Consider the following 9,083-nt stretch of genomic DNA (forward strand, 5'->3'; position numbering starts at 1 on the left):
GGCTGCGGCCGCGGCGGACTCAAGCTCGCTCACCCTGCCTGGGCCGCCACCCCCGCTCGCATTGGAGTTTTTTGTACGGTAGTAGGCTGACGTTTTTTTGATCACGGGCCAGCGCAACAATGAGGGGATCGGCGTCGCCGGGCCGTTATGGGCTTTCGGTTGAGGCTTTTTTGGGCCGGAAATGGTGGAGCACTTCGCCTACGATGCCGCGCCGGAAAGCCATTACGCAGATAATGAAAATCAGGCCGATGACTATGGTGACCGATTCGCCGAGCGCCTGAAACCCATGTATGCCGGTGGTCTGTGCCAGAAAGCGGCCGAATTCGCCGACTTTGTTCTCGAGCAGGACTACGATAAAGGCTCCCAATACCGGCCCGGTAAAGGTACCCAGGCCGCCGATGAGGGTCATGAGTATGACCAGGCCGGACATGCCCCAAGTGGCATCCGACAAGGTGGCCGAGACGAATACGAGGGCCTTGGTTGCGCCGGCCAGGCCGGCCAGGGTCGCCGACAGCACGAACGCCAGCAGCTTGAAGCTGTTGACGTTGTAGCCCAGCGAAATGGCGCGGGGTTCGTTTTCGCGGATGGCTTTCAGCACTTGGCCGAAAGGGGAGTTGATTGCGCGCCAGATCAGGGCATAGCCGAATATGAAGATGGCCAGGACCACATAGTAAAGGTTCAGGTCGTTGCTGAGATCGAGGCCGAACAGGGTGCCGCGGGGGATGCTTTGCAAGCCGTCTTCACCACCCGTGAAATGGGCTTGAAGAAAGAAGAAGAACACCATTTGCGCCATGGCCAGGGTAATCATGGCGAAGTAAATGCCGCTGCGGCGAATTGCCAGTAAGCCCATGACCAGCCCCATGACGGCAGCCACGGCAGTGCCGAATATCAGCCCCGCCAGGGTTGGCATGCCCCATGCCGTCAGGGCATAACCCGCGGCGTAGGCGGCTCCGCCCAGGAAGGCGGCATGGCCGAAGGAAAGCAGGCCGGTGTAGCCCAGCAGCAGGTTGAAGGCGCAGGCGAACAAGGCGTAGCACAATACCTTCATGACGAAGATGGGGTAGGCGCCCATTGCCGGCAGCAGGGCAATAATGACTACGGCCAGCAGATACGCGATTAGTTTACGATTCATTTCTCTTTCCCGAACAGGCCTGCGGGGCGCACCAACAGCACAATGACCATGATGATGAAGACAACCGTGTTGGATGCTTCGGGCCAGAACACTTTGGTGAGGCCTTCGATAATGCCCAAAGCCAGACCGGTGACGATAGACCCGAGGATGGAGCCCATGCCGCCAATAACCACCACGGCAAAAACCACGATGATCAGGTTTTGTCCCATTAGCGGAGAAACCTGCAGTATCGGGGCGGCCAGCACGCCGGCGAATCCGGCGAGGCCGACGCCGAATCCGAAGGTCAGGGTCACGACCAGGGGCACGTTGACGCCGAACGCCTCAACCAGTTTCGGATTTTCGGTGCCCGCGCGCAGCAAGGCGCCAAGGCGTGTTTTTTCGATGACCAGCCAGGTTCCCAGGCATGCAAGCAGCGAGGCCACGATAACCCAGCCGCGATAAATGGGCAGGTACATGAACCCGAGGTTGACGCCGCCTTGCAAAATCTTTGGAGTGGCGTAGGGCTGTCCTGAAACGCCATAAAGGCTGCGGAAAAGGCCTTCGATGAGCAGTGTCAGGCCGAAGGTCAGCAAAAGGCCGTACAAATGATCGAGCTTGTACAAGTGTTTGAGGAGCAGGCGTTCGATGACAATGCCGAACAGCCCGACAATAATCGGCGCGATGATCAGCATGGCCCAGTAATTCAGGCCCAGATACTGCAAGCCCATCCACGCGACGAAGGCGCCCAGCATATAAAGCGCGCCGTGAGCAAAATTGATGACATTGAGCAGACCGAATATAACAGCCAGACCAAGGGAAAGTACCGCGTAAAACGAACCGTTTACTAAGCCCAGCAATAACTGACCCAGCAGCGCTTGTATGGGTATGCCGAATATTTCAGTCATATTTGTTAAAAATCCATGACAAAATGCAAAATTCCCGGGTTAATAAAAGATCTGCCCCCCGCAGGGCAGGAAGCAGATCTTTTATAACAAAGTTTTATTTTTTAACGAGTTTGCAGGTTGATTCGGCCAGCGTCGTGTAGATTTGCTCGCCTGGCAGGGTTTTAACCAGTTTGACGTAATCCCAGGGTGATTTGGATTCGGCCGGCGATTTGACTTGCATCAGGTACATGTCGTGTATCAGCGTGCCGTCTTCGCGCACATAGCCGTCGCCGGCGAAGAAGTCATTGACCTTGTGCGATTTGACCCATTTCATGATGGTATCGCCATCGTCGGTACCGGTAGCCTTGACAGCTTTCAGGTAGAACGACACGGCGGAGTAGTCGCCCGCTTGCAGGTACGAGGGCATGCGGTTTTCTTCTTTGTAGAAACGCTGAGCCCATTTGCGCGATGCATCGTCTTTGTTCCAGTACCAGGCGCTGGTCAGGTACAGGCCCTGAGTCGCTTCCAGGCCCAGGGCGTGGATATCGTTGATGAACACCAGCAAGCCGGCCAGCTTCATGGTTTTGGTAATGCCGAATTCCTTGGCGGCCTTGACCGAGTTGACGAAGTCGCCGCCCGCATTGGCCAGTGCCAGGACCTTGGCCTTGGAGGACTGAGCCTGCAGCAGATACGAAGAGAAATCGGTGGTGCTGAGCGGCGCATCGACGCTGCCTACCACTGTGCCGCCGGCTTTCTTGACAACCGCGGTGGCGTCGCGCTGCAGGGAATGGCCGAAGGCATAGTCGGCCGTCAGGAAGAACCAGGACTTGTCGCCTTGCGCAACCATATGGTTGGCGGTGCCGCGGGCCAGCGCCACCGTGTCGTAGCCGTAGTGGATGCTATAGGGTGTGCAACTGGCGTTGGTCAGGTTGGACGAGCCTGGTCCGACCGCGAACATGGGTTTGTGTTTTTCTGCCGCAACCGTGACCATGGCCAGGTTTACGCCGGAGTTGGTGCCGCCCACCAGCATGTCCAGGTGTTTTTCGTCGAACCATTGACGTGCGGTCGCGGAGCCGATGTCGGCTTTGTTTTGATGGTCTGCAACAAGCAGTTCGATTTTCTTGCCGTTGATTTCACCGCCGGCGTCGGCGATGGCCATGCGGATGGCATCGGCGCCGGCCTTGCCGTCGATGTCGGAGTAGACGCCCGACATATCGGTGATGAAGCCGATGCGTATAACGTCGTTAGAAATGCCTGCCGCGTGGCTTAGCCCGGTAAAGCTAAGTCCTGCTAGGGCGAAGGCTGCGGATAGTGTACGCAGTTTCATTGAAGGCTCTCCTTTGTATTGTTATACCGGGTACTCCGGCAGTATTTTGTGATTAAACGCCGAGCAGCGTGTTAAGCACGTCTTGTTTGGCTGGCAATTCAGCCGCACTAAATTGTTCTACGATCTGGCCGTGCTCCATGACATAAAAGCGGTCGGCCAAAGGCGCCGCAAAACGGAAATTCTGTTCCACCATGATGATGGTGTAGCCCTTTCCCTTGAGGATCTTGATCATGCGGGCCAGGGCCTGGACTATGACCGGCGCGAGCCCTTCGGAAATTTCGTCGAGCAAAAGCAGATTGGCGCCGGTGCGCAGAATTCGGGCAACCGCCAGCATTTGCTGCTCTCCTCCCGACAGGCGGGTGCCGGGCGAATACCGGCGTTCCTGCAGGTTGGGGAACATTTCGTAGATTTCGGCCAGCGACATGCCGCCGCCCAGGGTGTCTCCGACCGTGGGGGGCAGCAGGAGGTTTTCTTCGCAGGACAGGCCGGCGAAAATGCCGCGCTCTTCGGGGCAATAGCCTATGCCCAGATGGGCGATTTTGTAGGTGGGAAGATTGATCGACTCGGTGCCGCGAATGCGGATGGAGCCTTTGCGCGAGCCGGTCAGCCCAAGCATGGCCCGCAGCGTGGTGGTACGGCCCGAACCGTTGCGGCCCAGCAGCGTTACCACCTCGCCCTGATGGACGGTCAGGTTGACGCCATGCAGTACATGGGATTCGCCGTACCAGGCATGCAGGTCGGAAATCTCGAGTGCGTGGGTGCTCATCCGTGCGCTCCTTCGAGTGCGACCTCGGTGGAGCCCATATAGGCTTCCATTACGGCTGGATTACTCGATACCTGCTGATAGTTTCCTTCGGCCAGCACCGCGCCGCGCGCCAGCACAGTGATTTCGTCGGCGATAGAAGAAACGACATTCATATTATGTTCAACCATGAGAATAGTGCGGCCCGCGCTGACTTTCTTGATCAGTTGCGTAACGCGGTCGACGTCTTCGTGCCCCATTCCCTGGGTGGGCTCGTCGAGCAGCATGAGTTCGGGTTCCATGGCCAGCGTGGTGGCGATTTCAAGCGCTCGTTTGCGGCCGTAGGGTAGATTGACGGTGTGTTCGTCGGCGAAATCGGCGAGATCGACTTGATCGAGCAGGTGCATGGCGCGATCGTTCAGGCGCTTCAGGCAGGAGTCGCTGCGCCAGAAATGAAACGATAGCCCTGTGGTGCGCTGCAGGCCGATACGCACATTTTCGAGCAGGGTCAGTTGCGGGAATACGGCGGAGATCTGGAAGGAGCGGATAATGCCGCGGCGCGCGATTTGAGCGGGCTGCTCATGAGTGATTTCAACGTCGGAGAAAATGATTTTGCCCGACGTGGGAGTGAGAAATTTCGTGAGCAGGTTGAAGCAGGTGGTTTTGCCTGCCCCATTGGGGCCGATCAACGCATGGATATGACCGCGCTTCACTTGCAGATTGACATCGCTTACCGCGACGAAGCCCCGGAATTCCTTGACCAGGTTTTTGGTTTCTAGGATGTAGTCGCTCATGCCAGCCAGTTTGATAGAAAACTATTTTCGAATAGGCGCGAGTATGCATTCCACCCAGGCAAAATGCCATCGGGGTTTTACATAGGTCTATGGAAAACCCTTAAGTGAATTTCATTTTATAGGGCTGGGGTTTTGCCCTTGAATTCGCACAAATCGGCAATTCCGCATTGCGGGCATTTCGGCTTGCGGGCTATACATATGTATCGACCGTGCAAGATCAGCCAATGATGGGCATTCAGAATGTACTCTTTGGGAATGAGCTTTTCCAGCTTTTGTTCGACCTGAAGCACGTTTTTTCCGGGAGCCAGGCCGGTACGGTTGGCGACCCGGAAAATGTGCGTGTCGACGGCAATGGTTGGCTTGCCAAATGCCGTGTTGAGCACCACATTGGCCGTTTTGCGGCCCACCCCTGGCAAGGCTTCAAGGGCGGTTCGATCGCCGGGCACCTGGCCCTGATGCTGTTCAAGCAGGATCCCGCAGGTTTTAATGACGTTTTTGGCCTTGGTTTTGTACAGGCCTATGGTTTTGATCAGATCGGCCAGGCCGGCCTCGCCCAGGGCCAGCAGGCCGGCCGGAGTGCCGTGATCGGGGAAAAACCGCCGTGTGGCCAGATTCACCGATTTGTCAGTGGCCTGCGCCGAGAGCATGACGGCAATCAATAGCTGGAATGTGCTGTCGTAAAGCAACTCGGTGGTGGGTGCCGGGTTGGCGGCTTGCAGGCGGGCGAAGATCTGGGCGCGCTTGGCGGCGTTCATGAGTTGCCCTTGTTGCGCCGGGCCCGAGCCCGGGCGAGTGCGTCGGCAATCACGTGCTGCCTGGTGGCGGCATCGCTTTGCGCCGCGCTGGCAACTGATGCTTTGTTGGCCAGAGTGCGAGCCGCCAGCGCCGATTCGTCAGGGTGGCGGGCCTGCAGCCGGGCTTGCCGTTGTTGGTGATGAACGCGAGCCGCCGAGGCCCGTGCGGGCGTCCAGTCGTGGCCGGCGGGAACCATGTCGATGCAGTCCACGGGGCAGGGGGCTACGCATAGATCGCAGCCGGTGCAGCGGTCGGCAATGATGGTGTGCATAAGTTTGTTGGCGCCTACGATGGCATCGACCGGACAGGCCTGAATGCACAGAGTGCAGCCGATGCAATGTGCTTCGTCTATAACGGCGACCTGCAGCGGCTGGTGCTCTCCGCATTCGGAGTCCAGTGGAATTACCGGCTTGCGCAACAGCATGGCCAGTGCCTGTATGCCGGCCTCTCCGCCGGGAGGGCAGCGATTGATGGCTTCGTTATCGTGTGCCAGGGCTTCGGCATAGGGGCGGCAGGCATCGTAGCCGCACTTTGTACACTGCGTTTGCGGCAGGATGGCGTCGATTCGATCGATCAGCGGCGATGGGTGCATAAGATAAAAATCGGGGACCATGACGGCCCCCGATCAGATGTGGCAGGCCAGGAGGCTTACGCGGACTGGCGTATGAATTCCGCTATTTTAGGGCAAATCGTCTGACGCCAGCGGCGTCCGGCAAAAATGCCGTAATGGCCGCAGTTTGGCGCGGTGTAATGCTGTTTGCGGTCTTTGGCGATGTTGCGGCACAGGCTTTGGGCGGCGCGCGTCTGGCCCTGACCGGAGATATCGTCGAGTTCGCCTTCGATAGTCAGCAGGGCGACAGTGGTAATGGCCGCCGGATCGACCCGCTGGCCGTCGACTTCCCAGGTTCCCGACGGCAACTGATGTTCCTGGAATACCGTTTTGATGGTGTCCAGATAAAACTCCGCCGGCATATCGAGTACGGCATTGTATTCGTCGTAAAAGCGCCGGTGTGCGTCGGCGTCGTCGTTATCGCCTCCAAGCAGATGCAGGTAGAAATCGTAGTGCGAGCGCAGGTGCCGATCGGGATTCATGGCGACGAACCCCGCATGCTGCAGGAACCCCGGATAGACCAGCCGTCCCGAGCCTGGATAACGAGTGGGAACGCGATGTATCAGGTTGTTCTCGAACCACGAGTAAGGCTGGGTCGTGGCCAGCCGGTTGACTTGTGTGGGGGCTTTGCGGGCGTCGATGGGACCGCCCATCATGATCATGCTGCGCGGCAGGCAGGGCTCTTTGTTGCTGGCCATGAGCGATATCGCCGCAAGCACCGGCACCGTAGGCTGGCATACCGAAATAACGTGCACGTCCGGGCCCAGGAAGCGGATGAAATCCTGAATGTATTTGACGTAGTCGTTCAAATGAAAAGGACCTGCCGAAACAGGCACCATGCGGGCGTCGATCCAGTCGGTGACATAGACATCGTGCTCAGGCAGTAGCGTGCGCACGGTATCGCGCAGCAGCGTGGCATGATGCCCTGAAAGAGGCGCCACCAGCAGGACGGTGGGGTTTTTCTTGGATCCGGCCGGCGATTGCCGCTGGAAATGCACCAGATTGCAAAATGATTTTTCGATCGCATTATGCGGCGCCACCGGTATTTGCCGGCCGTCGACCTCGATCGTATCGATACCCCACTGGGGTTTTTCATAGTCTTTGCCCAGACGATGCACCAGCTCGTAGGTGGCGGCTATCTGCCGCGAAAGCGGAGTGTAGGCAAATGGACTGTATGGATTGGAAAACAGTTGCGACCCGGTGTCGGTGAATGCTGCGAGCGGCGTCAAAAAAGACCGTTGCATTTCGTGTAGCTGATACAGCATGGACATAGATAAAGCCCCTCGTGGGAGTATTGTTCTTGTTTGCCGGTACGGGTCAGGCGGAATGATAGCCAGGCCAGCTAATACAATGAACGTTGCAAATCAGGATGCTAACGCTCGTAAGGTTATTAGCTAATCACAAAGTAAACGGGATTACCAGTAGTTTTCCACTGCTAGATTCCCTAGGTTGCCGCGTCGGCCCACCGCAAAACCGAGTCCGGTCAGCAGTTTGCGTGCCTCGCCCAGCATGTCCGGGTTGCCGCACAGCATGACTTTCGAAACCTGGGGATCCAGCGGGCGCCCAGCAAGATTTTCGAGCTGCCGATTGGCGATCAGGGTCGTGATGCGCTCCTGGGGCATGCCCGGCAGGGCTTCGCGGGTGGGAATGGGCAGATACGTCAGTTGGGCACGGGGGGCGCCGGCCGGTCCGGGAGACGAAAAATTCCGGCCCCAATCGCGAATTTCAGCTTGATAGGCCAGCTCGGCAATCGTGCGTACCCCATGCACCAAAATAATCCGGTCGAACTGTGTCCAGGTGTTGCCATCTTGCAACATGGACAGGTAGGCCGACAGGCCTGTGCCGGTGGCCAGCAGCCATAGGTCGCCGCCACGGGCAAATCGGTCTATGGTCAGAAAGCCAAAGGCCGTCCGGTCGATGCAGATCGAGTCGCCGGGGCGCAATTCTGCCAGGCGCGGGCTGAACTCGCCTTCGGGCACCACAATGGAATAGAAGCCCAGCTTGTCTTGCGCGGGCGCGGTAACCATGGAGTAGGCTCGCCAGATTGTGGGTATTTCCGCATTGTCGTGGCCGGCGGGCAGGCCCAGCCGGGCAAATTGCCCGGCCTTGAAATTAAATTCCGGATCGCGCGTCGTTTCGATCGAAAAGAGCTTTTTGGGCACCCATTCGATAAGCTTCGTGACGGTCTGTCTGGTGTATTTATGGTCCGGCATGAGAGTGGGCGGGCCTTTTAAAGCAAAGTTGGCGGCTAGGGCGTTTTTTGGTCGAAGAGTTTACTGTACTCGATGGATTGGTCGCTTTGGTATATAAAGACGCCGTCTATCGGTGCTTGGGGTCAGGGCCGGCACGGCGTGCTTGATCCGGATCTACCTCGTCCAGGCGGGCGTCGGGCGAACTCGCCCAGCCTCGCGAGGCTGGGCTCAGACAGCGCCCGCCGAAAGCCCCCGCCTTCCCTACGGTAGCATCCGGCGCACGCCTTACGCCGGCCCTGACCCCAAGCCCCGATAGACGGCTCACGTTGCGGCCTGCCTGGAATTGCATCATGGGATGCCCGGAATTTACGTGCTTGCGCCCACCGTTAATGGGCCAGCACCCCTAGAACCGTTAACGTGCCCGCACTCATGCTTCCATCACGTGGCCACATCTACCTCGATTGACGACTCGATGGATTGACGACTGGATGTACTAAAAGCATCCACCGCTTCAATGTAGCCTGTGATTGGCTCAACGCGGCTTCCCCAATGTATACCCCGATGCATTACCTCAACGCAAGCCGCAGGGTGGGCGGTGCTGTGCAGTCCGGCGGTAGTCCAGCGCCGG

Annotated in this window: 10 protein-coding genes; all 10 read right to left on the reverse strand. The window is 58.1% G+C overall.

Going from position 1 to position 9,083, the window contains the following annotated elements; translation table 11 throughout:
* Positions 1–145: 145 nt before the first annotated feature.
* Positions 146–1,132 (reverse strand): branched-chain amino acid ABC transporter permease, encoded by a 987-nt coding sequence (locus ACYVIS_RS09730; protein ID WP_232744423.1) that lies wholly within the window; start codon positions 1,130–1,132, stop codon positions 146–148.
* Positions 1,129–2,016 carry a branched-chain amino acid ABC transporter permease gene (locus tag ACYVIS_RS09735; RefSeq protein ID WP_232743906.1) on the reverse strand — a complete coding sequence of 296 codons (888 nt, stop codon included), beginning with the start codon at positions 2,014–2,016 and terminating at the stop codon, positions 1,129–1,131. The genes ACYVIS_RS09730 and ACYVIS_RS09735 overlap by 4 nt, the downstream gene beginning before the upstream one ends.
* Before the next feature lie 94 nt (positions 2,017–2,110).
* Positions 2,111–3,322 carry an ABC transporter substrate-binding protein gene (locus tag ACYVIS_RS09740; RefSeq protein WP_460873874.1) on the reverse strand — a complete coding sequence of 404 codons (1,212 nt, stop codon included), beginning with the start codon at positions 3,320–3,322 and terminating at the stop codon, positions 2,111–2,113.
* Between the two features lie 52 nt (positions 3,323–3,374).
* A complete protein-coding gene (locus ACYVIS_RS09745; protein ID WP_232743904.1) occupies positions 3,375–4,088 on the reverse strand; it encodes an ABC transporter ATP-binding protein in 714 nt (237 codons plus the stop codon).
* Positions 4,085–4,858 (reverse strand): ABC transporter ATP-binding protein, encoded by a 774-nt coding sequence (locus ACYVIS_RS09750; RefSeq protein ID WP_232743903.1) that lies wholly within the window; start codon positions 4,856–4,858, stop codon positions 4,085–4,087. Before ACYVIS_RS09750 ends, ACYVIS_RS09745 begins: the two co-directional genes overlap by 4 nt.
* A gap of 116 nt (positions 4,859–4,974) precedes the next feature.
* Positions 4,975–5,613 (reverse strand): endonuclease III, encoded by a 639-nt coding sequence (gene nth, locus ACYVIS_RS09755; protein WP_232743902.1) that lies wholly within the window; start codon positions 5,611–5,613, stop codon positions 4,975–4,977.
* Complete coding sequence (gene rsxB / locus ACYVIS_RS09760) at positions 5,610–6,245, reverse strand: electron transport complex subunit RsxB (RefSeq protein WP_370635996.1); 636 nt, start codon at positions 6,243–6,245, stop codon at positions 5,610–5,612. Before rsxB ends, nth begins: the two co-directional genes overlap by 4 nt.
* A gap of 56 nt (positions 6,246–6,301) precedes the next feature.
* Positions 6,302–7,528, reverse strand: coding sequence for a polyhydroxyalkanoate depolymerase (locus ACYVIS_RS09765; protein WP_232744595.1), 1,227 nt, complete (start codon positions 7,526–7,528; stop codon positions 6,302–6,304).
* A gap of 150 nt (positions 7,529–7,678) precedes the next feature.
* Positions 7,679–8,476, reverse strand: coding sequence for a ferredoxin--NADP reductase (locus ACYVIS_RS09770; RefSeq protein WP_232743900.1), 798 nt, complete (start codon positions 8,474–8,476; stop codon positions 7,679–7,681).
* Between the two features lie 417 nt (positions 8,477–8,893).
* A partial coding sequence (locus ACYVIS_RS09775) for a hypothetical protein (protein ID WP_460873875.1) occupies positions 8,894–9,083 on the reverse strand: 190 nt, incomplete at its 5' end.

This window comes from Paralcaligenes ginsengisoli (genome assembly GCF_054781135.1).

Excerpts from the sequence above, each read along its gene's own strand:
- ACYVIS_RS09740 (WP_460873874.1), bottom strand. The coding sequence starts at position 3,322 with ATGAAACTGCGTACACTATCCGCAGCCTTCGCCCTAGCAGGACTTAGC.
- ACYVIS_RS09765 (WP_232744595.1), bottom strand. The coding sequence starts at position 7,528 with ATGCTGTATCAGCTACACGAAATGCAACGGTCTTTTTTGACGCCGCTC.
- nth (WP_232743902.1), bottom strand. The coding sequence starts at position 5,613 with ATGAACGCCGCCAAGCGCGCCCAGATCTTCGCCCGCCTGCAAGCCGCC.
- ACYVIS_RS09750 (WP_232743903.1), bottom strand. The coding sequence starts at position 4,858 with ATGAGCGACTACATCCTAGAAACCAAAAACCTGGTCAAGGAATTCCGG.
- rsxB (WP_370635996.1), bottom strand. The coding sequence starts at position 6,245 with ATGCACCCATCGCCGCTGATCGATCGAATCGACGCCATCCTGCCGCAA.
- ACYVIS_RS09745 (WP_232743904.1), bottom strand. The coding sequence starts at position 4,088 with ATGAGCACCCACGCACTCGAGATTTCCGACCTGCATGCCTGGTACGGC.
- ACYVIS_RS09735 (WP_232743906.1), bottom strand. The coding sequence starts at position 2,016 with ATGACTGAAATATTCGGCATACCCATACAAGCGCTGCTGGGTCAGTTA.
- ACYVIS_RS09730 (WP_232744423.1), bottom strand. The coding sequence starts at position 1,132 with ATGAATCGTAAACTAATCGCGTATCTGCTGGCCGTAGTCATTATTGCC.
- ACYVIS_RS09770 (WP_232743900.1), bottom strand. The coding sequence starts at position 8,476 with ATGCCGGACCATAAATACACCAGACAGACCGTCACGAAGCTTATCGAA.